General features: G+C 36.6%; 22 protein-coding genes. 13 read left to right on the top strand and 9 right to left on the bottom strand.

The window, feature by feature from the left end; translation table 11 throughout:
* The first annotated feature begins 44 nt into the window (after positions 1 to 44).
* Positions 45 to 1,955: a 30S ribosomal protein S1 gene (locus tag VJJ26_00650; protein ID HLC06670.1), complete on the top strand. Its 1,911-nt coding sequence runs from the start codon at positions 45 to 47 to the stop codon at positions 1,953 to 1,955.
* Between the two features lie 14 nt (positions 1,956 to 1,969).
* Positions 1,970 to 2,461 (top strand): nucleoside-diphosphate kinase, encoded by a 492-nt coding sequence (gene ndk, locus VJJ26_00645; protein HLC06669.1) that lies wholly within the window; start codon positions 1,970 to 1,972, stop codon positions 2,459 to 2,461.
* 60 nt (positions 2,462 to 2,521) lie between these two features.
* On the opposite strand, the gene VJJ26_00640 is transcribed toward ndk, so the two are convergent.
* On the bottom strand, positions 2,522 to 3,703 hold the full coding sequence (locus VJJ26_00640) for an ATP-binding protein (protein HLC06668.1): 1,182 nt from the start codon (positions 3,701 to 3,703) through the stop codon (positions 2,522 to 2,524).
* Between the two features lie 206 nt (positions 3,704 to 3,909).
* On the opposite strand from VJJ26_00640, the gene VJJ26_00635 reads away from it, so the two are divergent.
* The 4 genes from VJJ26_00635 to VJJ26_00620 all read left to right on the top strand — a co-directional run bounded on the left by VJJ26_00635 (position 3,910) and on the right by VJJ26_00620 (position 6,214).
* Entirely contained in the window at positions 3,910 to 4,374 is a 465-nt protein-coding gene (locus VJJ26_00635; protein ID HLC06667.1) for a hypothetical protein, read from the top strand.
* Between the two features lie 135 nt (positions 4,375 to 4,509).
* The gene (locus VJJ26_00630) at positions 4,510 to 4,650 is read left to right on the top strand and encodes a hypothetical protein (GenBank protein ID HLC06666.1); all 141 of its coding nucleotides are present in this window, start codon (positions 4,510 to 4,512) and stop codon (positions 4,648 to 4,650) included.
* Positions 4,651 to 4,758: 108 nt separating this feature from the next.
* Positions 4,759 to 5,310 (top strand): hypothetical protein, encoded by a 552-nt coding sequence (locus tag VJJ26_00625; protein HLC06665.1) that lies wholly within the window; start codon positions 4,759 to 4,761, stop codon positions 5,308 to 5,310.
* A 73-nt stretch (positions 5,311 to 5,383) separates the two neighbouring features.
* Entirely contained in the window at positions 5,384 to 6,214 is an 831-nt protein-coding gene (locus tag VJJ26_00620) for an alpha/beta hydrolase (protein HLC06664.1), read from the top strand.
* Here VJJ26_00620 and nusB read toward each other — a convergent pair.
* On the bottom strand, positions 6,136 to 6,645 hold the full coding sequence (gene nusB / locus VJJ26_00615; GenBank protein HLC06663.1) for a transcription antitermination factor NusB: 510 nt from the start codon (positions 6,643 to 6,645) through the stop codon (positions 6,136 to 6,138). The genes VJJ26_00620 and nusB overlap by 79 nt on opposite strands.
* An 86-nt stretch (positions 6,646 to 6,731) precedes the next feature.
* Entirely contained in the window at positions 6,732 to 7,298 is a 567-nt protein-coding gene (efp, locus tag VJJ26_00610; protein ID HLC06662.1) for an elongation factor P, read from the bottom strand.
* A 318-nt stretch (positions 7,299 to 7,616) separates the two neighbouring features.
* Here efp and glyA point away from each other — a divergent pair, with 318 nt between their 5' ends.
* Positions 7,617 to 8,849, top strand: a complete 1,233-nt coding sequence (gene glyA, locus VJJ26_00605) for a serine hydroxymethyltransferase (protein HLC06661.1) — start codon at positions 7,617 to 7,619, stop codon at positions 8,847 to 8,849.
* Between the two features lie 41 nt (positions 8,850 to 8,890).
* Here the strand turns inward: glyA and VJJ26_00600 are convergent, their stop codons facing one another.
* Positions 8,891 to 9,619: a glycosyltransferase gene (locus VJJ26_00600; GenBank protein ID HLC06660.1), complete on the bottom strand. Its 729-nt coding sequence runs from the start codon at positions 9,617 to 9,619 to the stop codon at positions 8,891 to 8,893.
* A 202-nt stretch (positions 9,620 to 9,821) separates the two neighbouring features.
* On the opposite strand from VJJ26_00600, the gene VJJ26_00595 reads away from it, so the two are divergent.
* Positions 9,822 to 10,481, top strand: a complete 660-nt coding sequence (locus VJJ26_00595; protein HLC06659.1) for an FkbM family methyltransferase — start codon at positions 9,822 to 9,824, stop codon at positions 10,479 to 10,481.
* Between the two features lie 2 nt (positions 10,482 to 10,483).
* Here VJJ26_00595 and VJJ26_00590 read toward each other — a convergent pair whose 3' ends face one another.
* Entirely contained in the window at positions 10,484 to 11,593 is a 1,110-nt protein-coding gene (locus VJJ26_00590) for a hypothetical protein (GenBank protein ID HLC06658.1), read from the bottom strand.
* A gap of 94 nt (positions 11,594 to 11,687) precedes the next feature.
* On the opposite strand from VJJ26_00590, the gene VJJ26_00585 reads away from it, so the two are divergent.
* Entirely contained in the window at positions 11,688 to 12,443 is a 756-nt protein-coding gene (locus VJJ26_00585) for a putative nucleotide-diphospho-sugar transferase (protein HLC06657.1), read from the top strand.
* Here the strand turns inward: VJJ26_00585 and VJJ26_00580 are convergent.
* Complete coding sequence (locus VJJ26_00580; protein ID HLC06656.1) at positions 12,427 to 13,944, bottom strand: glycosyltransferase family 2 protein; 1,518 nt, start codon at positions 13,942 to 13,944, stop codon at positions 12,427 to 12,429. The two genes, VJJ26_00585 and VJJ26_00580, sit on opposite strands and share 17 nt — an antisense overlap.
* Positions 13,945 to 14,144: 200 nt before the next feature.
* Here VJJ26_00580 and VJJ26_00575 point away from each other — a divergent pair, with 200 nt between their 5' ends.
* Entirely contained in the window at positions 14,145 to 15,644 is a 1,500-nt protein-coding gene (locus VJJ26_00575; GenBank protein ID HLC06655.1) for a UDP-glucose/GDP-mannose dehydrogenase family protein, read from the top strand.
* 267 nt (positions 15,645 to 15,911) lie between these two features.
* On the opposite strand, the gene VJJ26_00570 is transcribed toward VJJ26_00575, so the two are convergent.
* Positions 15,912 to 16,823, bottom strand: coding sequence for a glycosyltransferase (locus VJJ26_00570; protein ID HLC06654.1), 912 nt, complete (start codon positions 16,821 to 16,823; stop codon positions 15,912 to 15,914).
* Positions 16,824 to 16,945: 122 nt separating this feature from the next.
* Here VJJ26_00570 and VJJ26_00565 point away from each other — a divergent pair, with 122 nt between their 5' ends.
* From VJJ26_00565 to VJJ26_00555, 3 genes are all read left to right on the top strand, one after another.
* The gene (locus tag VJJ26_00565) at positions 16,946 to 17,659 is read left to right on the top strand and encodes a hypothetical protein (protein ID HLC06653.1); all 714 of its coding nucleotides are present in this window, start codon (positions 16,946 to 16,948) and stop codon (positions 17,657 to 17,659) included.
* Positions 17,660 to 17,861: 202 nt separating this feature from the next.
* A complete protein-coding gene (alaS, locus tag VJJ26_00560) occupies positions 17,862 to 20,453 on the top strand; it encodes an alanine--tRNA ligase (GenBank protein ID HLC06652.1) in 2,592 nt (863 codons plus the stop codon).
* Between the two features lie 40 nt (positions 20,454 to 20,493).
* Positions 20,494 to 20,727, top strand: a complete 234-nt coding sequence (locus VJJ26_00555; protein HLC06651.1) for a hypothetical protein — start codon at positions 20,494 to 20,496, stop codon at positions 20,725 to 20,727.
* A gap of 56 nt (positions 20,728 to 20,783) precedes the next feature.
* Here the strand turns inward: VJJ26_00555 and pth are convergent, their stop codons facing one another.
* Together pth and VJJ26_00545 are read right to left on the bottom strand one after the other, a co-directional pair.
* Positions 20,784 to 21,296 (bottom strand): aminoacyl-tRNA hydrolase, encoded by a 513-nt coding sequence (gene pth, locus VJJ26_00550; GenBank protein HLC06650.1) that lies wholly within the window; start codon positions 21,294 to 21,296, stop codon positions 20,784 to 20,786.
* Positions 21,297 to 21,307: 11 nt separating this feature from the next.
* Positions 21,308 to 21,979 (bottom strand): GNAT family N-acetyltransferase, encoded by a 672-nt coding sequence (locus VJJ26_00545; protein HLC06649.1) that lies wholly within the window; start codon positions 21,977 to 21,979, stop codon positions 21,308 to 21,310.
* Positions 21,980 to 22,192 lie beyond the last annotated feature (213 nt).

Genomic DNA, 22,192 nt, shown 5'->3' with positions numbered 1-22,192 from the left:
ACCTTTTTACCTTTTTTCCATGCTTCATGGGAAAAGACCTTAGGATGAGCCGAATGGCAAAAGAACTCGTAAGACCGGAACAATTCTGTACGGTTAAAATGAAAGCTGGTTTAGATTCGATAGCACTACAACTTAACGATGAGCTCCAAAGGGAGCTTGATGCGCTTTATAAAGGTGCTGTTGAAACATTCCAATTGGGCAAATTAATCAAGGGTACTGTTGTAGCAATAGAAGACAACGGTGTTCTTGTTGATATCAAATATAAATCTCGTGGCCTTGTTCCTCGCTATGAATTTGGCGAACATGAACTTAAAAAGTTACATGCAGGCGATGAGATTGAAGTCATTCTTGATCAACTTGAAGATACTGATGGCAGAATCGTATTATCATACGAAAAAGCTAAAGAAATGCGCGCATGGGATGCTGTCACTAAGCTTTTCGAAGATGGTGCACCAGCTGAAGGTGTGGTTACGCATAAAGTTAAAGGTGGCTTGAACGTTGATATCGGTATTCCTGCGTTTCTACCAGGATCTCAAATTGATCTACAACGTGTTACTGATTTTGATCAATATGTTGGTCAAACAATCAAAGCATGTATCCTTAAATTGAACAAAAAACGTGGAAATGTAATTATTTCACGTCGTAAATATCTCCATGATCAACGCTCAGAAGATCGCAAGAAGATCTTAGAAACATTGAGCGAAGGTCAAGTTATTCAGGGTATCGTTAAAAATATCACTAACTATGGTGTGTTTATAGACATAGGTGGTGTTGACGGGCTTCTGCATATCACCGATATGACATGGGGTCGTGTTGCTCATCCAAGCGAAATGGTACGCATTGGCGATAGTATAGCAGTGAAAGTATTGAGCTTTGATAAGAACAACGAAAAAATATCGCTTGGTCTTAAGCAACTGCAAACAAATCCTTGGGATCAAATTAGTCCTGATATCGCGGTTGGCAACAAAACTAAAGGTAAAATTTCTAGTATTACCGATTATGGTCTATTCATAGAGGTTGCTCCAGAAGTTGAAGGGCTTGTCCATATTTCTGAAATTTCATGGACTGATCGTATTACTGACCTTAATCGTCTGTATAAAGTTGGCGATGCGATTGAAGTGCTTGTTGTTTCATTGGATAAAGAAAATCGTCGTATGTCATTGAGTGTTAAGCAACTTGGTAAAAATCCTTGGGAAACGGTAAACGAACAGTTTAAACCAGGACAAACACTTAAAGGTAAAATTAGCAATATTACTGACTTTGGTATTTTTGTTCAATTGTTGCCAGGTATTGATGGTTTAGTTCATATTTCTGATCTTTCATGGACAGAACATATTGAACATCCGTCTGATCGTTACAAATTAGGTCAAGAAGTTGAAGCGGTTATTTTGGGCATTGATAAAGATAGCAAGAAAATATCTCTTGGTATTAAGCAATTAAGCATTGATCCATGGGAAAAAGTTGCAGAACAATATCCAGTAGGTTCTGTTGTTGAAGGTGAAATTAGCAAAATAACCAACTTTGGTGCTTTTGTAAGACTGCCAAACAATATTGAAGGACTTATGCATAATACTGTTCTTTCTCAGGAACAAAGTAAAAAAGCTGAAGAATTCTTCACAGTAGGTCAAAAAGCGCAATTCCGTATTGTTAATATCAATAAAGAAGAACGCAAGCTTGCTTTAAGTACGCTTCTTGAAGAAAAGAAACAAGAGCCGAAAAAAGTTGAGCCTAAAAAAACTGAACAACAACCTAAAAAAGAATCCTCCTTCGCTAAAGCTTCGGCGGACGCGTCTGAAGGTAAACAACAAGTTCAGTCTAAACAGCAGCCTAAAGTTGTAGCGAAAAAAGAGAAAAGAGAAGAACCACAGCAACAAAAAGTACGTGGATCTTTACAAATTGCTCTTGAATCTGCAATGCAAAAGTCTGATAAAAACAACAAAGACGAAGATCAATAATAGAGGCAGCTACTGTGGAATTAACTAAATTAACTTATGCGATGATTAAACCAGATGCTGTTGCAGCTAAAAATACTGGTAAAATTATTGATATGATTGAACATAACGGTTTTGAAATTGTTCGTTTGCAAAAAGTTATTATTGCTAAAGAATTAGCAGAAGAATTTTATGGTGAACACAGAGAAAGACCTTTCTTTGGTGAATTAGTTGAGTTTGTTATATCAGCACCAGTGATTATTATGGCATTGCACAAAGATAATGCTATTGCATCATGGCGCGATTTGATTGGCGCAACAGATCCTCTTAAGGCTGATGCTGGTACTGTTCGCAAATTATATGGAACAGATATTGGGAAAAATGCAGTTCACGGATCAGCAGATTCTGCTTCTGCAACAAAAGAACTTGAACTATTCTTCCCTGATTTATTTGGTTATGAATCTGCAGAAGAAAATTGTTCAAAAGACAGATGTTCAGATGATGATGACTGTTGCATGAATGATGAATAAATTATTGTAATATAGTTATTAAAAAAAAGATCCTCGGATATTCCGGGGATTTTTTTTTACTTAGCGTATTTTTTTAATTAATGTGCCAGCATGCTTCCAACTTAATACTTGAGCTGCAGGCCATTTTTGATCCTCATTGCCGCCATAAATAAGATATTGTGGTGCATGTGGAGTATTTGTTGTTTTATTCCAGAAGTTTAACTCCTTAAAAAAATCAGTTGCAATAGTTTGTCCTGCTTTAATTTCCACTGGGATTGGATGTTGCGATTCATCAATAATGCAATCGAGTTCGTGACCACTAACATCTCGCCAAAAATATAAACTCGGCTGTTGTTCGAGATTGTATTGTTGTTTTAATAGGTCCGCAATAATCATTGATTCAACAAGGCTGCCACGTAAATAGTGGTCAGATAATTCTTGAACAGAGCGTATTTTTAATAGTGAACATGCAATGCCCGTATCAATAAAATAGAGCTTTGGCGCTTTGATGAGTCGTTTTCCAAAGTTTTTATAGTAAGGGTGTAATAAGAAAAGAACATAGCTTGCTTCTAGCAATGAAATCCATGCTTTTGCAGTATTGTAATTTACTCCACAGTCATTGCCTAAAGAGGTTAAGTTTAAAATCTGACCAGTGCGTCCTGCGCATAATCGCATAAATTTCTGGAAGGTATTTAAATCAGAAACATTGGTAATTTGTCGGACATCACGTTCCACGTACAAGCGAAGATAGTTGCTATATAAACGTTCAACAGAAATATTTTCGGCATGAGCTTTGGGGTAGAAGCCTTTGTATATAAGAGTTTCCGCTTTTTCAGGTAATAGGGCAGCTGCTTCAAGTTCACTGAGTGATAATGGTAAAAGTGTTAACACAGCCATTCTTCCTGCGAGAGTTTGTGTTATTGCTTCGTCAACCAAAAAATTTTGTGAACCTGTGACAATAAAAAAACCGTTCTTTTTTTCGCGATCAACTATAGTTTGCATGTACGATAGCAATTCTGGAGCATGTTGTATTTCATCTAAAATTATGCCATTTGCGGTTGGGTAGTTAGTTAAAAAAGCGCGAGGATCAGTTTTGGCGAGTGCCCGAATATCGAAATCTTCTAGCGATATGTATTTATGTTCAGAAAATACAGTTTGGACAAGGGTTGTTTTGCCAGATTGGCGAGGGCCAACAATTGCAACAACAGGAAATTCAGAAGCAGCTTCAATAACCTGACCGGTCAATATACGTTTTATATGCATTTTAACCCCTAAATTTTGTATGATTAGTAATTGAATTAATAATTATACAAATATTGTACATTAAAAACGATGATTAGATCAATATTTTTATTAAAACAGCTCCTGAGTTGGTCGATTGTATGTTTTTAGTGCAAATATTGACAATATGAATAGTTTTGTTATGTTAAAAGTAGGTTAGAATAGTGTATTGTTTACGGGAGGCAATTATGAAAAGGTCATTATTTTTATCAGTTATTATGATGGTTGTTTCGATGGGTACTGTGAATGCAATGGATCTCGCTGGTGTCGTAATGGTAGGGGGTTCAGCTTTGCTAACTCCGGTATCTACTGGGCTGTATGGTTTTGGTAAATATTGTTATCTCAAATCGGGTGCTCCTGCTTATGTTGTTAACCAGAATCCTTGGACTGCATTGTATGATGGTGGACATGACAATTATCCAAGATCATTTCACGAATCATCATTCACTAAAGCAACAGCAAAACAAAAACAATTATCTCATATTGCATATCGCTGTCTTGCAACCGGATCAAGATTAAGCTGGCCTGTTAGAGCAGTTTCTTCCGTTATTCTTCCGATAGTGCTTATAAGCGGCATCATGGAACATGAAGATTTTGGATATAAAAAAGATTTTTCTCAGCCTATAGAAGATGCGCTATCCAAATTAGAGTAAAGCAAAATATTTGAAAAATATCATGACAAAAAAAGATCCTTGGGTAATTCCGGGGATCTTTTTTTATTGCATATATATTTTTAAAAAAGATTATACTCCAATAGAAGTTTTGTTTTCTACAACAGGAGTCTTTGTATGTTAAAAAAAATATGTATGCTTCTCAGTATCATTGGAACATTGCAAGTACATGCTATGGATCAACCTGACGTTTGTTATTTGGCTCAAATGCCGCTCGATATACACAATTTGATAACATATTTTTTGACATGTGATTGACAAGATGAAACAGAAAAACAATTTATTACGCGAACTACGCCAGAAAAAAATATAGGGGATCCGTTTAATGCATTTTTGGTCAATAATGTTTCAGTATTGATTGGTGTTATGCACTATAATCCTGCCTTTTGTTGTGACTATAGCAAGTTTGTCTTAATACGAAAATTTTACAAAGAACCAAGAGCAAAGCTTACTCTTTTTGATTTAACAACAGATAAAGATGAACGTAAAATATTGTATGAGGTTGAACTTGAGTCAGCTAGTTATAGTGCGGTAGCAGTTTCTCGAGTTGCAAAAATGTTTGCAACTGTTGAAACAAGACCCATTAAAGATACACTCGGTAAACATAAGAAAAATAAAATTATACATACTTTAAAAATAAATAAGATTGGCAGCCAATTACAAAAAATAGATCATGTTCCTGGTCATATTGATACGGTTCTTGCGGCTGATTTTAACAAACAAGGAACGCATATTATTGTGCATGGCATGCTAAAAAAACAAGAAAATACGAATCTTAAACCATATTGGATTTATGCTCTTAAACCCAAAGTGGAAAAAAACAGTACAGTTAGACAGAGCGAGGTTGTTTCACAAACACCATTGCAAAAATATTTTCTAGAAAAAGGTGTGTGTAAGAACCTTCAAAAAAAGTCTTAACTTTATAATAAGTTGACTAGAAATAGTCATAATTTATATTAAGAAGAATAGGTTTTTAATAAAGAATTGGTATATGCGTACTATCAAGAAAATCATCAGTATTTTTTGTATTATATCAACAGTTTTTGTAGCTCAAGCGCAATCAGTTTTTATCCTTATCCATGGAACATGGGGAGCAGATTGTAGTTGGTATGTGCCCAAAGGCGATTTTTTTGATGCGCTTGAAGAAACCGTTTGCAAAAAAAATAGTGCGGTTGTTTCGTTCCGCTGGAGTGGTGGAGCTGGCCATGATGCGCGCGTAAAAGCAGCGCAGAGCCTTGTAAAACTTATTAGAACGTATCACCCTTCTGTTGCCATTTATTTAGTAGCGCATAGCCATGGTGGTAATGTTGCAACGCTCGCGTCTCATATGTTGACGCAAGAAGAAGACAACAAGCATCATATTCGTGCATTATTCACTCTGGGAACTCCAATTATGAGCAACTATTTTCCGAACATGAACACTATACATTATTTGTATAATTTGTTTTCATTTGAAGATATTATACAAACTGTTTTTGGTGTATCGTTGCGTGAATATCCTGAGCACAAACGCATAGCAAATTTACGAGTTTATATTAATGGAAAAGAGCCTGATCATGCCGGGTTGCATCATACGCTTATTGGCAAATGGCTGCCTTATCTGCATCAGCACTTTAAACAGCATTTACAAGATCAGGGTATTGTAGGATATATATCGGAGCCAAGCATAGTATATTTTGCTAGCGACAAGGCTCCAGAATATGTTTTTGATGTCAATAGAACTGCATTATTGGAAAGAGATCGTCAACTTTCAGTACTGATACTTGATTCTTTACGGAATTCTTTAGAAACTGGATCCAATATCCCGTTAACAAATCTGTAAGCGTCTTCCTCGGCGAAGCATTTTGCGAGTTCAATCGCTTCATTAATAATAATGCGAGCATCAGTTTCGGTATTTTTAAGTTCCCAAATTGCGAACAATAAAATAAGTTTGGTGCAAACACTTACTCGTTCAGAACGCCAGTTTGCTAAATACGGTTCGTAGGTTTTTTCAAGCTCATCGCGTGCAGTAACAATTGCATTCACAATGTTAGCGAGTTCTCCATCTAAGGGAATATTGAGATCAAATCCACGATTAAAGCTGTCTATGATAGATTCTACAGATTCTTCATAATTAAAAGCTTCTGCTGCATATAAAAAATGGAAAACAAGAGAACGAACATCACGCCGTGACAAATCATCGTATGATTTGGGAGCTTGTTGTTCGCTGTCTTGTTTAGTAATTTCTTCTGAAGATGAAAAGAGTGAGCACATAATCAAAGTCCCTTGACCCCATACTCCATTTCATTTCACACGGGGACACCGCGCAAGAGTAATGGAGAAAAACAGGATAGTTATAATTATTTTTTAACTCGTTCCATATACGATTTATCGCGTGTATCTATTTTGATCATATCGCCTTCATTCACAAACAAAGGAACCTGAATCACAAGGCCAGATTCTAAAGTTGCCGGTTTTGTTGCGCCACCTTGAGCGGTATCGCCTCTGACTCCTGGCATTGTTTCTTTAACTGCTATTTCCATGAACATAGGAGCAGTCACCGTTATTGGTTTGCCTTCAAAATTAAGCACGGTATATACTTCTTGTTCTTTAAGAAAATCGAGCACTTCTTCAATTTGTTCTTTATTGAATGAAACTTGATCAAAGGTTTTTTGATCCATAAAGTGATAGAGGCCACCATCAGCATAAAGAAACTGCATATCGTTGTATTCAAGGTCTGGTTGATCGAATTTTTCACCGGAACGGAAGGTATCTTCCCAGATAAGCCCGGTTATCATATTTCTCATTTTTGTTTTAACAAAAGCGCCGCCTTTTCCTGGTTTTACATGGTGATAGTCCAAAATCATGTATGGGGCGTTGTTATAAAGAATTTTCATGCCTTTTTTAAAATCTGTCGTAGCAATCACAGCATTTCCTTCATGGTTGACGGATTAGTTTAATTCCATGTTTTTAACCCAATCTTCACTTCATTCCAATTGGGTGCCCGTATGGAGAGAATCGGAATATGGGCTATAAGGACCCCATATAAGAGGTCCTATCTATCAGTATAAAAAAAGGCTGTAAAAAAGGCAAATGGCACCGCTGTAGGGCTATAATAGGTTAAAAATAAACTATTTGATGCAATATCGGCTCGGTGGTAGTCTAAAAGCCTAACCCTTTTATGCTTGGAATATAACATGGATGTGCCTACTATCAATTCACGTACTAGACCTATGGGATATGCTATGAATGTAAATAGTCCTGATCGAGAAATTTTTAACATTATTGAACGGGAAAAACAGCGTCAAGAAGAGACAATTAATCTTATTGCTTCAGAAAATTATGTTTCATCGGCAGTGATGGCTGCGACAGGGTCAGTACTGACCAATAAATATGCTGAAGGTTATCCTGGCAAACGGTACTATCCTGGTTGTGTGCAGGTTGATGAGGCGGAAGTTTTGGCAATAGAGCGTTGTAAAAAACTTTTTAATGCGCAGCATGCCAATGTGCAACCACATTCTGGTTCACAAGCAAATATGGCGGTTTATTTTTCATTGTTGCAGCCAGGTGATACCATTTTGGGTATGAGTTTAAGTTCTGGTGGCCATTTGACGCATGGGCATGGAGTAAACTTTTCTGGTACATTATTCAACAGTGTACAATACACAGTAAACCGCGAAACTGAATGTCTTGATTATGATGAAATTGAACGATTGGCGCAGCAACACAAACCAAAATTAATTATTTGTGGTGCATCAGCGTATTCGCGCATCATAGATTTTGAAAAACTGTCGCAGATTGCAAAAAGTGTTAACGCCCTGCTGCTTGCAGACATTGCGCATATTGCCGGTCTGGTGGCAACAGGATTACATCCAAGTCCTATTGATTGTGCCGATTTTGTAACAAGTACAACGCACAAAACATTGCGTGGTCCACGCGGTGGATTGATTATGAGTTCTGCTGAACATGCGTTGAAAATTGATCGTGCAATTATGCCGGGTATGCAAGGTGGCCCATTAATGAATACTATTGCAGCAAAAGCAGTTGCGTTCCACGAAGCGCTCCAACCATCGTTTGTGGAGTATCAGCAACAAATTATTAACAATGCTCGCGCAATAGCGAATGAATTTATTTCGCTCGGATATCGTATTGTTGCAGGTGGTACAGATAATCATTTATTTATTGTTGATTTAACTGCAAAAAATATCAGTGGATTAAAAGCTGATAACGCGCTTGAAAAAGCAGGAATAAATATAACGCGTAGCTGTATTCCGTTTGATACAAGAAAACCATGGGAAACAAGTGGTATTCGTGTTGGTAGCCCTGCTGTAACAACACGTGGTATGCAAGAACAACAGATGAAAGAAATAGTACATTTGATTGACGATGTAATTAAGCATCATGATAACGATGTAGTTTTGAGTGCGATAAAAGTTAAAGCACGAAACTTATGTGCGCAGTTTCCGATAAATTTGTAATGAATTTAGTTCAGAGGCAGCCATCTTTAAAGGCCTTACGTCTAAAAACGATGTTGACGCCACACTTTAAATAGTGCACTGAACATGCGCATTCCACCTCGTAGTGTTAATTTACTATCAGCTTGATCGTGCCACACGGTTGGTATTTCTTTAATGGTAAAGCCAGCTTTTTTGCATAAATAAAGCAGTTCTGCATCAAATGCCCATTGCGTAACGGTCAGTTGTGGCGTTATGCGTTCTATAACCGCCCTTTTGAATAATTTTGCACCACATTGCAGATCATAATATGTTAATCCAAACAGTAACCATACGTATGGTTCATAAATAATACGACTGCCCCAGCGTTTGTATGCGGGGCGTTCTGGAGTTATGTGTGCACCAGGCATATAGCGACTTGCAATGACACCGTCAACATCTGCAATGTTTGCTACAAGGTCGTAAAATGCTTGCGGAGCAGTTGCCATATCTGCATCAACAAATCCGATTAAATCATTGTCTCTGATTAAAGTGTCGACAAAGCCTGCTTTGATAGCTAAACCTTTTCCGGCTTGTTGCATATTGATGATAACAATGGTGTTTTCTGGCAGATCATTGCGTACTGCTTGTACAACGCCGATGGTGTTATCTTTGCAACCATTGAGTACGATGACAAGCTCAAAAAACAGATTGATTTGTTGTTGTTTTTCTGTAAAAAAGTGATGGTATGCGCGCATTGTTCTTTCAATGCGCTCTTCTTCGTTATATGCGGGAATAATAATACTTATTTTCATGGTATACTACTTATAATATAAATAATTTTAAGTTCGTTTCCTTCGACAGGCTCAGGACGAACGGGACTTGAATTTTATTAATATAAAGAAGTACCGAGTTGTTTTGATGGAGTTTAGTTTTATCTCCGTTCGTCCTGAGCCTGTCGAAGGAAACGAACTATTTATGAAATTCATTGTACCATCAAAACGAAGTTAGCAATAGATGATTATATTTAATTCGCATAAAACCATAGACATAGTAAAGCAATTTTTGCCTGATAATCCGGTTATTGTTGAAGCTGGTGCATTTGATGGTAATGATACTAAAAAAATGGCAAAACAATGGCCAAACGCGACAATTCATGCATTTGAACCATTGCCAGAAATTTATGATCGATTAGTTACAAATACAACCGAATTAAATAATGTTCATTATTATCGGTTGGCATTGAGCAGTAACAATGGAACTGAACTTTTTTATGTTTCAGAACGCTCTACTCGTCCGGGAGTTGCATCACAAGCTGGATCGCTACGTAAACCAAAACAACGATTGTCAAAATCCCCACTAATATTTCCTCGAACAACAATGGTGCAAACCGTTACCCTGGATACATGGGCGAACGAGAATGCAATACAAACAATTGATCTTATGTGGCTTGATACACAAGGTCATGAGCTTGCGATACTTCAAGCTGCACCAATAATGATCAAAAACATTACTATTATTTTAGCAGAGGTATCATTTATTGAAAGTTATGAAGGTCAACCACTGTATGAGGATATTGTTGCATGGATGACCAATCATGGGTTTGATCATATTGGGCGTGATTTTGAAGATACAAACACATCATTTTTTGGTAATGCGTTGTTTGTGAGAAAATAAATTTAAGCAATTGTTATATTTTGTGTTTTCCATCTTTCATCACTATCGGTTCGTGTTTTAACTTTTATGGTATCAATAACTTTTTTTCCTGGAGCAATTTCTTTGACGCTTTCTGGGTAAATAACAACTTTATTATTACCGAGTCGTTGAACAAAACGCGTAAAATTTGATCCCGGACGAATAAGACAATCAAAATCCATCATAGAAAAAAAATCTTCCAGAACATTTGCCTTGTGACTGTTGTCTTCTTTTCTATAATCGAACGTAATGCGAGGGTCGTTGAGTGCTCGTGTGAATTTTTTTGCTAATTTCGCTGGTTCTGGATGATCTGTAAATATATATACATACAGGTTGTCTGCAGGAAACATTGCAGCAAGGCGTTCTATTTGATCAATAAAAAATTCTTCGGGAACAAACCGTAATGGACAACGTTCTTTTTCTTCGGGAGTATCAGCGGCAAAAGTTCCACCATTTCGCACGTGTGCCGCAATTGATACGACTTCAGCAGGAATTTCAATTTTTTGTATTTCATAGCGAGGAGTAATGTTTTTTTTCAGCTCTATTAAAAAGCTTTGATCAAACCAATCAATCGTAACTTCAGTTTTCCAGCGGCAAATGTAGAGAGTGTTGTTATTTTTTGATAATACGTACGGAGGTTTTTTTATGAGTTGTACAATTTTGGAAAATTGTTGTCGACATTCTGCTGTGCACAATTCTTCATTTTCATGCAACATCAACTGGTCAGAATAAGGAAATGGCAAGCAAAGGAGTGGAATATCAAGCTCGCGTGAGAGCCATTTTGTTCTGCAATAAGATGCTAAATCGTCACCAAACCGTCCACCGTTTGGTTGCCATGTGATGGCGCAGGGTTTATTTTTAATAGACTGCTCTTGGCGATCATTCTGAACTTGTTCGTCGTCGCTAAAGCTGGGAATTGCATCCAATGAAGTTTCAGCGAAGTCCGATTGAGAGTGCTCTGATTCTTCTAACCCAATACTCACTTCATTCTGTAGTGGGTGCCCATCGGAAGAAGCTGAAGCAGAAAACGTAGGCAGTAATAGAGTTATCTGGATGATTGTTGTTGCCATGCACAATAAAAAAATATTTTTCATAAACGTCCTTTTTTTTGGGAACTATTTTTTTGTCTTCTTAGTGTTAAAGTAGTAATCAAGATAAAAAAACGCAATCACAAAAAAAGGAGTTATGGTGAAAAAATTATATGTTTTTTCTTGTATTGCTTTACTTTGTTACATAACGGAATCTTTTTCTCATGAAAAAATAAAGTTATATGCCTTATACACACCGTCGCATGAAGTACTGAAAGATGAATATTTTTTACCGTCTATACAAGATGACTTTGACATTGTTCTTGAGTTTTGTGAGCAAACATGTGCTACAGCAAAATTTATGAATGAAGGGTGGACAAAAACAACAATGCGTAAGGTTGACCTTATTATTCGTGCAATCGAAGAAAATTGGGGTAAAATTTTTATTTTTTCAGATGTTGATATTCAATTTTTTGCGCCTATTCAAGACACTATTCTTGCATTGATGGAAGGCAAGGATATTATCATGCAAAGGAATAATCCGAGTGGCGTTTTATGTACCGGTTTTTTTGCATGTCGTGGTAATGAAAAAACGTTACGATTGTGGAAAGATGTCAAAAAAACAATGCAAAAAAAATCATCTAACAGTGATCAAAATTCATTTAACCAATGCATCAAAAAAAAGAGCAAAAGAAATCCTTATGGATTAGTGTGGGACTATTTACCAGATAGTTTTTTTGGGGGAGGAACGCTCACTGGTTATGAATGGCGTCCTGGAATGTACCTACCAATACCAGAGGATATTAAGATGCATCACGCTAATTGGACTCCTGGAATCAGCAACAAAATAAAACAACTTAAATATGTTGCGAGAACAGTGCGCACAACAAAAGGGCTATCTAAAAGACAGCCTTAACGATTTCATCTTTTGGAAACAATCCTACACGTGCTGGCAGTGTTGGGATGAGGTGAATTGCTTTTAAAAAGGTATAAATGTTGTTAAAATCTAACCTTTTAGCCTCTTGGTAGAGAGTTGCTTTACGGCAGATGAAGGAGTCTTCTCCAATTGATATTCCTCTCCACCTGTCTAAACCCTGAGAAATTTTCCACGCACATATTGTGTCGGTAAGAGGGATAAATCTTGGTGTCCCTTGATGTGATGCATGTCTGTTGAGATAAAATCGATAGGCATATGTTTTTTCAAGCCAGAATATGTAATCAGAAAATGTTATATTTTCTACTATGGAACAAGCATCCGTTGTTACAAAAATATGATCATTTTTAGCAACGCTTAAATAATCCAGAAGACGATTTTTTAGACTCTTACTGCCGTTAGGTTCGTAAGGAACAAAGGTAACATTAAGAAATTGTTTTTTTATAAAGCGGCAGATTTTTTTGTTTTCTGTTGTACCATTAAAGAAGACATATACAGTACCTATTCCGGTAGCTTTGCTTTGAATTTCTTTTAAAATGGTTTCTATTTCAGTGAGATTGGATCGACACAAAAGAAATACATCAGCAGCTGCGTTTTCTAAGTTGGCGAATCTATTTTTTTTTGGTTGAAATAAGACAGAATAACAATTTTTTTTTCTAATTTCTCGTGCTGAAGCTGTCTGGATACGTCGATCAACCTTAAAACCAACAATTTCTGAATATAAATTTCTTATGTACAAAACTTCAGGAATAAATTTGATATGAGTGTGCGCCATTTCAACCATGGGAAAATACATAGCAACATCATTGCTTGCAGGATAAAAATCTCCTTCAAAGCCGTCTATGGTATCTGCTATTAAATCTTCCAACTTGACAAGTTTAAAGAGCCATGCCTTAAATGATCGTGGATGCATATAAACAAAACTGTAGTAACGATATGCTTGTTTTCGTTGAATGTGTTTGGGGATAGCGCGACAATAGCCCATTTCTTTGTGTCCCCATTGAATTGCTTGAGAAGCAGGAACGTTGCGATATTGACCATAGGTAAACCATACATTCTCATCTTCATAGACACTGTTGATATATGCAAGAACTTCTGAATGAGCTATTGAATCATCTCCATCAACCATAAAGACGATCTCATCATCGTTGCAATCATAAAGTGTTCGATACAGATTAAATAATTTACGATGACGTACTTCGTTTTTAATAAAGGTAATGCGGTTGGTAAGATTGTGGTCATCTATATACTTTTGAATCACTTCAGCATTGTTATCTGTTGAACAGTCATCAACTATAATAACTCTAAAGTTGTTATATTCCTGAGAAAAAATTGAATTAAGAGTGTTTTCGGACCATTTGTCATTGTTATATGAGCAAACAACAACTACAATTGGTCGTTCGATGGAGTTTTCTTTTAAAGGAGCTCCACTGATCAATTGTCCAATGCATAAAAAAAATGCAGCTATTACTCTTAAGTTCATTACGTTTTCCTTTTTTTATAACGATATTGTTGATAAATTACAAAAAAACAGCAACAAATTCTACAAAAAAATTTATTAATTGCAGTCCAATAGTAGCAATATATAGATAAATGGTTGCTGATATTATAAAACAACTTATACAATACAATAATGAAGATGCACTGGTGTTGTAATGAGGATTTGTAAAAAAGGAGTCTTTCATGTTTTCATCAATTATTCGTAGGAATTTTTTTCTTGGATTATTATTGTTACCGCCATTATTTCTTTCTGCACAAAGCGACAAGGTGATAACTATAGTTGGTACAGGATATGTGGGCCTTGTTTCAGGTGCTTGCCTTGCTGAAATTGGTAATTCAGTAATTTGTACGGATGTTGATACAAAAAAAATAGAATTATTACGCGACTATATTATGCCAATTTATGAACTGGGACTTGAAGACCTTGTAGAACGAAATGTTGAGGCAGGAAGATTAATGTTCACTGATGATGTTTCCCAGGCAATTGAAATGGGAGATATTATATTTATTGCGGTTGGAACACCTATGGGAGAAGATGGAAATGCCGATCTTTCTTACATTAATGCAGTTATTAAAACAATTGCTGATAGTCTTAATTCATACAAAATTATTGTCACTAAAAGTACGGTACCAGTAGGAACAGGAAAAAAAATACGAGCACAATTGGAAGAAAATTATGGCATAGATCCAAGTTTGTTTAGCATTGTTTCAAATCCTGAATTTTTGCGTGAGGGTCTTGCTGTTAATGATTTTCTCTACCCAGATCGTCTAATTATTGGAACTGATTCGGACAGTGCACTTATTGCATTGTGTGAAATATACGAGACATTAATTACTGGTGGGACTCCTTACGTCTTGACTGATGTGCAAACTGCGGAAATGATTAAATATGCCTCAAATGCATTTTTATCAGTAAAAATAAGTTATATAAATGAAGTTGCTAATCTTTGCGATGCAACCGATGCCGATGTAAAAACAGTTGCATATGCAATGGGGCTAGATCATCGTATTAGTCCTGCATTTCTTAATCCGGGCCCTGGTTTTGGCGGATCATGTTTTCCAAAAGATTCGCAAGCTATAGTGTATATTGCTCGTGAACATAACTTGCCGTTTCATACTGTTCAAGCAGCATTAGATGCAAATGTGGTGCAGCAGGGCAAGCCGGTTGAAAAATTGCAAGCACTTGTACAAAGAGAATTACATGAAGATCTTGCAGGAAAAACAATTGCTGTGTTGGGTCTTGCTTTTAAAGCAAATACTGATGATGTTCGTTATTCTCCTTCAATTAAAACAATTGAATTGTTGCTAGAACAGGGAGCAATTGTCAGAGCGTATGATCCAATTGCAATGAACAATATGAGTAAAATTTTTCCAGGATTAATGTACTGTACATCGCCATATGAAGCGGCAACAACTGCTGATGCTGTTGTTATTATGACCGATTGGGATGAGATTAAACAAATTGATTTTGTGCGGCTCAAAAAAGTAATGCGCAATGCTATCATTGTGGATGCACGTAATATTGTTAACCCGGAAACACTCAAACAACTTGGCTATGCATGTGATGCAATTGGACAGTCATATTTGTGTAAAAAACGCAATGAATATCTTCGTAAACTTGTTCCAATACATCTTCGTAAACGTGTACCATCAAGTAGGTTTCCGGGCAAAAGGGATCATTAAGATAGTATTAAAATAAAAGAAGGCTCTCTGGTTTTCCAGAGAGCCTTCTTTTATTTTATTGTTTAGAGTCTATCTCTAACAAATAAAGGTGCCTTAATCCAACATTGAACTACCCCTTTCCGCACATTTTTGAGGACAAAAACACTCAGGTCGAGCGGGGGAAGGGCAGAAGATTCTATAACGGAGTCTCTTGACCCGATCCTCACTTCGTTCCGTATTGGGTACCCATTGGAAAGAATTGAAAATGGGTTAAAACATGGGGTTATTTTAATCATTCCAACTGTTCGCTGAAAATTTGTTATCTATATTTCTAGATAAAGCAGGGCGATACTGTTTTGGCATCCAGCTTTTTGCCCACCAGTGTACTGCAAAAGCTCCTCGATGTACCCACGTAACTCTATTGTCTATTGTTTCGGAGCAACCAAGTGGGTAAAAATAAAATGCAGGAAACGCTATATCTTTGCTTCCATTTTTTCCAGCTACTGCATAAAACGATTTAGTAAAATGTACAGGGCCTGTTTTCTTTGGTGCGCCTTTGTGGTGCCAATCATACTTAATTGTTTCGATGCAATGTTGCAAGATAGGGTGTCCTGGTCGCGAACCAACAAGTGCAGCGCCAAGTTGTACGAATAATGTGTCAAGCGGTTGCAGTGCCGTGTAAAAATCGTACGTGTAGTGCAATTCATCTAGTGAGCGTAAACATTCATAATCCGTATCAATGTAGACACCGCCATAATTATACAGCAGCTCCCAGCGTAAAATATCAGATTTTACGCCATAATTATCCGTTGCATCATAAAATTGCTGATTGTATAGTTGGAGTTGTGCAACATCTTCGTCTGTCCATAGTTTATACATCCAGCCGCGATTTGTATGGTATTCTACCCACGATTGTTGTAGCGCTCTAAATTCTTCTGGTAACGGGCTTCCTAGCCAGATTTGGTGAATAATTTTAGGAATTCTAAGATCAGCTTCTGCTGTAAGATGTGCATATTGTTCATACAGATCTTCAAAAAATTCATACAAGGTGTTTCCAGGTATACCAACAATATGTGTTGTTACGTCATAAACATTAGGAAAGTTATTTTTTTTCATAGCATCATCGAATGGCATATATGGCCATTCTGCGTTTATATTGCATGAAAAAGACATTACAAATAAAAATACTAATGCGATCATTACAGCTCCTTTATAGTGATAAAATAATTGCATTACAGCATAGCAAAAAAACAAAAAAGTCTATCATTTTTTTATACTAGGTTGATACATTAAAAATAATTTAAAAAATGGGGAAGAAAAATATGAGAAGAAAAACATTATTGACTATTGTCTGCCTATTTTGCAATAATTTTTTGTATGGCATGGATGAAGTTCCTATTGCTATGGAAACTGGTAAGTTTAGGAACGAAATTTTGATTCTCTTGACCAGGCCCTACCGTGATGATTCTGCTTTGAAAACGATTGCTTCTTTATTGGATAAAGGAGTTGACCCGAACTTTAAGTTTTCAAAAACTCAAAAAACTCCATTGATGTTGGCTGTATCTCACAATGATACAGATCTTATGAAGCTACTTTTGGATAGAAATGCAAATGTTGCTTTGTGTGATCGTCAGAATAAACCTACACGAGATTTCAATATTATTTACGATGAACAAAAAATCGGTTCTCTTATTACGTATGCTGTCGACTATATGCTGCTAATAGAAACACATAACGCATTGCACAGAGATGAAGCGATTACACCGGAAGATGCTGAATTTTTTAATGCAGAGGCAAAAGAACTACGGACTGCTTTGATGATAGATAAATTCTTTGAAGACCAGGGAGTCAAGTCTTTGGTCGATTCTGATAAACATCCAATTGTTAAAATGTTGTGCAAAAGTCCAAAAGGTGTAAGAGCTACACAAATAAAAAGAATGATGAGAAGCGTGTTCAATAATGATGCTGATGCTATTGGAAAAGGGGCTTCTAAAGAAATAGTAGAGCTTTTGTGCGCTTGTGAGGAAAACAAGTAAAGTATTGGTTTATCTCCCTTTGAACTTATCTCAAAATATTGCAATACTGTATATTAAGAGGTATGACATACGTCATAAAGTTTACCCACACAATCATAGATATTTCTTTGTTGGGTTTCCCATGCGGTGCGTTCTTTGTAGCTTTATGCGAAGTAGGAAGTGAAATAGAGCATGGGGCTATGTGACATAAAGGGATAAAAAGATGAATTCACGCGAAATTCGAAATAAGTTTATACAGTTTTTTGCTAAAAATGGGCATGAACCAGTTGCTAGCTCGTCATTAATTCCAGCTCAGGATCCAACGCTTCTTTTTGCTAATGCAGGAATGAACCAATTTAAAGATTTATTCCTTGGTCTTGAAAAGCGTAGCTATAATCGCGCTGTGAGCATTCAAAAGTGTGTTCGCGCCGGTGGTAAACATAATGATTTAGATAATGTTGGTTTTACCAAGCGTCACCTTACTTTTTTTGAAATGATGGGTAACTTTTCTTTTGGTGATTATTTTAAAAAAGATGCTATTGCCTATGCATGGGACTTTTTAACAAAAGAAGTTAAGCTTGCCCCCGAAACCCTGTATGTTTCTATCTTTGAAACTGACGATGAAGCGTATGTAATTTGGAATTCCAATATTAATGTTCCCGCTGAACGCATTTATCGCTTGGGAGCAAAAGACAACTTCTGGCAAATGGGTGATGTGGGTCCGTGTGGACCATGTACTGAAATCTATGTTGATCGTGGGCCTCAGTATGGGCATGCCAATGTGGCTGATTGTGGGCCAGGCTGTGATTGTGATCGATTTTTGGAAGTATGGAATCTTGTATTTATGCAGTTTGATCGTCAGCAAGATGGTTCATTTAAACCTCTCAAACAAACTGGCGTGGATACTGGGATGGGTCTTGAAAGAATATGCAGTGTGGTACAAGATAAAGAATCTGTGTACAATACTGATCTTTTTGCACCGATTTTAGCAAAAATAGAAGAACTTACAGGCGTTATCTATAATAAGCAAAATGCCGAAAATAAGGCAGCTTTCCATGTGATTGCTGATCATATTCGTTCTTCAACAATGATTATTGCTGATGGTTGCGCACCAACAAATGATGGTCGTGGATATGTTTTACGTAAAATTATTCGTCGTGCGGCTTTGTTTGTACAAAAATTAACTGATAAAAATATTTTCCCTGAACTTTCGCGTGTTGTTGTGCAAGACTTTGGTGATATTTATCCTGAAGTTCTGACCAATAAAGAGCTTATTTATACTATTTTAAAAAGTGAAATAGACAAATTCTCTGTCAATCTTGTGCGTGGCAAAATTATTTTAGATAGTTATTTTACAGAATCAAAAGACACCAAAATTATCACAGGGCAACAAGCATTTAAGTTGTATGATACGTACGGCTTTCCGATTGAATTAATTGGTGCTGCAGTGCGTGAAAAAGGCTACTCAGTTGATATGAGTGGCTTTGATGCTGAAATGGAAAAGCAACAAAATCAATCAGGAAAAAAAGTTATTGATGAACTTTCCCAGCTTGAAGTAGACGTAGCAACAGAATTTACTGGATACAAAGAGCTAGAAACACAATCTGAAGTTGCAGCTCTTGTTGTTGATGCACAACTGGTCACGAGTGTTTCTGTAGGGCAGACTGCTTATGTGATTACAAAACAATCACCATTCTTTATTGTCGGTGGCGGACAGGTTCCAGATCAAGGGTGGCTTACCATTAATGGCATAGAGATACCAATTACAGAAGTACGCTTTATTGGCAACGCTATTGCTGCACACATAGTAGCTCCAACTCTTATTACTATCGGCGATGAAGTAACATCGCATGTGGATAAAACATGGCGTACAAACGCAATGAAAAATCATACAGCTACTCATTTGTTGCAAGCAGCGTTGATTGAAATTTTTGGTAAACAAATTCAACAGTCAGGATCGTTAGTTCATCCTGATTATTTACGTTTTGATTTTACATACCATCAGCAACTTTCTGCTGATGATATCAAACGTGTTGAAGATTTGATTAATGAAAAAATTCGTGAAAACATTGCTGTCAATATTGAATATTGCAGTTTAAAAGATGCGCAGAAGAAGGGTGCATTGGCATTTTTTGGTGAAAAATATAAACCAGAAAGTGTGCGTATGGTGCAAGTTTCTGATTTTTCTGTTGAACTGTGTGGTGGAACACACGTGCATGCAACGGGCGATATTGGAACATTCAAAATTACTGAAAGTACGGCTCTTTCTGCAGGTCATCGTCGCATTTTTGCAGTCACTGGTCCTGGAGCAATTGATTTATTCCAAGAAACATTCAATGCAATAAAAACATTGAGTCAAGATTATAAAGTCAAACGCGAAGAAGTACTTGATGTAGTGAGCAAACAAAAAGAACAACTGAGATTAGCACAGAACGAAATTAAACAACTACGGCAACAGCTTGTTTCTTCACAAATTCCTGTGTGGCTAGAATCCGTTGAAATGGTAAAAAATGTACCGTTTTTATGTGTTAATATTCCTGGCGCATCGGTAGAAGATATGCGTATGATTGCAACAACACTTGATCAAAAAAAACCAGGATTTTATTTTATTAGCAGTTCTGCTGATCATCAAACAACATTCTATGCTGCGGTATCGCAATCATTTGCTCATGCAGTTGATATGAAACAATTTGGTTCATGGCTACAAACACAGGGACTGCGTGGTGGTGGATCAAAGAACAGCATTCAAGGCGGTGGTGAAAAATATAATCCACAACTTGGTGTTGCAATTAAGCAATGGATGCAAGGAAAATAAAAACATCAATCTAAAAAAAAGGATGATAGGAAGGATATTGATGAAGAGAATAATGTTGTTTGTGATGTGGGCGGGTTCATGTTGTGCTGCAGAGATAGTTCCGCAAATGCCAGTTTTACTTGCAATGGTTGCAAATGTGGGAAATAATCCTGTACTTGCTCATAAGCAAAAAAAACCAAAATTAAGTTCGAAGCCGCGTAAACAACCAAAACAAAAGAATCAAAAGCGTTTTCAACCAGGTCAGGAAAAATTCCACAAGACCAAGTATCGTTAACAACAAAAAAAGGTAGATTTAATCTACCTTTTTTTGTTGTCTTGTATTTTAATAATTTATAACAGGGCTTCAATCATATCCACTGCTGTGTCAATAATTGGTTCAACGACTTCAGTTTTAGAGAAATTACTCAGCACATAATTTGGCACATCTTCTTTGTTTTCTGGACGACCAATTCCAACTCGCAAACGATGAAAATCAGCACCACACGCCTCCATAATTGAACGTAATCCATTATGTCCACGGTGACTACCGCCAGTTCTTGTTTCTACTTTACCAAATGGTTTTTCAAGCTCATCGTGTACAACAAGAATGTTTTCTGCTTTAATTCCTTGTTTTGATAAAGAAGGAATTATTTTACCAGAACTGTTCATAAATGTTTGTGGTTTGATGAGCGTAATTTTATGACCATTAATTTCTACATCAGCTATTTCTTTGTCGGCTTTTGTTTGCCAGGATGCGTTGTATTTATCTGCTAACGCGTCAAGAACTAGAAAGCCAATATTATGTCTGTTGTTGTGATATTTTGTGCCTGGATTTCCCAGGCCTATGATTACTTTTATATTCATGAATGTTTTTATTATTTAAGGTTTTTTAGCCAAAAAATCAACGGATGCTGTTCTAATTTTATTGTACCATCTACTTGATGTGTCTGCCAACTGGCATACGTTATTAATGCTGACTTTTTATAATTGAGGCTATTCCATAAAGGCACAAGAGATTTATGATCACGAGGTTTAAGTGGGTGATTCTCATGATGTTCAGTAATAAAACAGCATGCGGTATATCCTTTTTGTTGAGCATAGTTTTCGATTGCATCAAAAAGTTGTGGAGCTAAATATTTGCCGCGATGTTCTGGTAAAATAATGATATCGGCACAATAATAATAGTTTTCTATATTCAAATCTACGCCTTTAAAAAGATCAGCGACAGAGTTTTCAAAGTGTACGCTGTAGTGAATGAGATCTGAACCACAAAGAAAACCAACAGGATTTTCATTGTAATAGGCAATGGCAAGAGCGCTATTATTGTGTTGCGCATATTTTTCTAGATTATCCATTTCTTCTGCTATGTTTCCATCATAAAGATAGGGATAATTACGAAAGATGTTTACGCGTAATTGTGCAACGAATGGAAGAAGTGTTTTGAGTTCATCTTGTGTCAGAACTTTAATACTATAGGGATTAGGATTTTCGCATGGAATTATGTTTGTGATGGTGAGCAGTGTAATGGTTAAGAGAAATTTTTTCATCGAGATTCCTTTTTTTTCTTTAACCCTTCGATACACCCCTTAGGGGTACTCAGGGCGAGCGGATGGGAACAATTGTGCCATAAGAGCTTATCCGAAAATTCAAAATTATCTAAAATTTTTAATTTTATCCCTGCGTTCGTCAGCTTAACCCATTTCCAGTTCCTTCCAATGGGTACCCAATTGAAAGGAAGTGAAGATTGGGTTAAAAATGAT

This window comes from Candidatus Babeliales bacterium, assembly GCA_035288105.1.
Lineage (GTDB): Bacteria > Babelota > Babeliae > Babelales > Vermiphilaceae > SOIL31.
This window is presented reverse-complemented; position numbering and strand designations above follow the sequence as displayed.

Excerpts from the sequence above, each read along its gene's own strand:
- VJJ26_00650 (HLC06670.1), top strand. The coding sequence starts at position 45 with ATGAGCCGAATGGCAAAAGAACTCGTAAGACCGGAACAATTCTGTACG.
- VJJ26_00640 (HLC06668.1), bottom strand. The coding sequence starts at position 3,703 with ATGCATATAAAACGTATATTGACCGGTCAGGTTATTGAAGCTGCTTCT.
- VJJ26_00635 (HLC06667.1), top strand. The coding sequence starts at position 3,910 with ATGAAAAGGTCATTATTTTTATCAGTTATTATGATGGTTGTTTCGATG.
- VJJ26_00630 (HLC06666.1), top strand. The coding sequence starts at position 4,510 with ATGTTAAAAAAAATATGTATGCTTCTCAGTATCATTGGAACATTGCAA.
- VJJ26_00625 (HLC06665.1), top strand. The coding sequence starts at position 4,759 with ATGCACTATAATCCTGCCTTTTGTTGTGACTATAGCAAGTTTGTCTTA.
- VJJ26_00620 (HLC06664.1), top strand. The coding sequence starts at position 5,384 with ATGCGTACTATCAAGAAAATCATCAGTATTTTTTGTATTATATCAACA.
- nusB (HLC06663.1), bottom strand. The coding sequence starts at position 6,645 with ATGTGCTCACTCTTTTCATCTTCAGAAGAAATTACTAAACAAGACAGC.
- glyA (HLC06661.1), top strand. The coding sequence starts at position 7,617 with ATGAATGTAAATAGTCCTGATCGAGAAATTTTTAACATTATTGAACGG.
- VJJ26_00600 (HLC06660.1), bottom strand. The coding sequence starts at position 9,619 with ATGAAAATAAGTATTATTATTCCCGCATATAACGAAGAAGAGCGCATT.
- VJJ26_00595 (HLC06659.1), top strand. The coding sequence starts at position 9,822 with ATGATTATATTTAATTCGCATAAAACCATAGACATAGTAAAGCAATTT.
- VJJ26_00590 (HLC06658.1), bottom strand. The coding sequence starts at position 11,593 with ATGAAAAATATTTTTTTATTGTGCATGGCAACAACAATCATCCAGATA.
- VJJ26_00580 (HLC06656.1), bottom strand. The coding sequence starts at position 13,944 with ATGAACTTAAGAGTAATAGCTGCATTTTTTTTATGCATTGGACAATTG.
- VJJ26_00575 (HLC06655.1), top strand. The coding sequence starts at position 14,145 with ATGTTTTCATCAATTATTCGTAGGAATTTTTTTCTTGGATTATTATTG.
- VJJ26_00570 (HLC06654.1), bottom strand. The coding sequence starts at position 16,823 with ATGATCGCATTAGTATTTTTATTTGTAATGTCTTTTTCATGCAATATA.
- VJJ26_00565 (HLC06653.1), top strand. The coding sequence starts at position 16,946 with ATGAGAAGAAAAACATTATTGACTATTGTCTGCCTATTTTGCAATAAT.
- alaS (HLC06652.1), top strand. The coding sequence starts at position 17,862 with ATGAATTCACGCGAAATTCGAAATAAGTTTATACAGTTTTTTGCTAAA.
- VJJ26_00555 (HLC06651.1), top strand. The coding sequence starts at position 20,494 with ATGAAGAGAATAATGTTGTTTGTGATGTGGGCGGGTTCATGTTGTGCT.
- pth (HLC06650.1), bottom strand. The coding sequence starts at position 21,296 with ATGAATATAAAAGTAATCATAGGCCTGGGAAATCCAGGCACAAAATAT.
- VJJ26_00545 (HLC06649.1), bottom strand. The coding sequence starts at position 21,979 with ATGAAAAAATTTCTCTTAACCATTACACTGCTCACCATCACAAACATA.